The 981-nt window shown below is 70.4% G+C and carries 1 protein-coding gene; it reads right to left on the reverse strand.

The features are described 5' to 3' along the window. Positions 1 to 3: 3 nt before the first annotated feature. Positions 4 to 981 (reverse strand): sialidase family protein (locus tag ACP4J3_RS50765; protein WP_426545095.1); only part of this gene is annotated, 978 nt, incomplete at its 5' end.

A 981-nucleotide genomic window follows, 5' to 3' on the forward strand; every position in this document is an offset into this window, starting at 1 on the left:
TCACTAGGTCAGGTCTGCCACCGGCAGTCGTCGGAACTCGATCGTCTCGTACGTCCCCGACTCCCCCGTCTCGTACAGAATCCCCACCGTCCGCCTATCCAGCCGCACCAGATCCGAATACGCCGCCCGCCGCTCGGACAGCGTCAGCGTCTTGGTGAAGGTCGCTCCGCCGTCCGTGCTGCGCCAGATCGCCATCGACTGGCGGGCCGTGGGGACGGACGGGCCGCAGAAGAGCAACGGTGCGCCAGGACCGGGGAGTTGGAGGACGCTTGCCTCCACGGTCGGCACGTCGTTCAGCGAGGGCTGGATCGTGTACGGGCGCTCCAGGGTCTGGCCGCCGTCGCTCGAGACGCTGTCGAGACGGTTGCCCGCGCTCGTGCCGTGCTGATCGCGGGAGTTGAAGTACAGCCTGCCGTCGGGCAGTTCGGCGGCGGTGGATTCGTTGGCGTTGCTGTGGCCGTCGTATGTGTCGTCCACGAAGCCCGTCCGCCAGGTACGTCCGCCGTCGTCGCTGTAGATGGCGTGCGCGCCGTAGTACTTCGGCTCCTGCCCCGTGTCGGACGAACCCTGCGCCGGCGCCGTCGAGTGGTTCGACGGGACGACCAGCCGCCCCGCGTGTCTGCCGCGCGTGAGGGCGAGCGCGTGTCCGGGGCCGGTCGCGTACCAGCGCCAGTGCGGCGGCTTGACCGCGCTCGTGACGTCGCGAGGGGGACTGAAGCGGCGCCCGTCGTCCGTGCTGCGCTGGACGAAGACCCGCCGGCTCTGCTCCGCCGTGGCCTGCCCGCGCATGATCTGCGCCTCCGTCACCTCCCCGCTGTTGTAGCAGGTGACGAGTACGACCGCACCGGTGACCGGATCCACCACCGGCGCCGGATTGCCCCGGGTGTCCCCGTCCCCCGCGGCGACCACCGTCACCGGCCCCCAGGTACAGCCGCCGTCGAGGGACCGTCTGAGGACGACATCGATGTCACCGGAGTCGCC

The organism is Streptomyces sp. UG1 (assembly GCF_049974585.1).
In the GTDB taxonomy this organism is placed as follows: Bacteria; Actinomycetota; Actinomycetes; order Streptomycetales; family Streptomycetaceae; genus Streptomyces.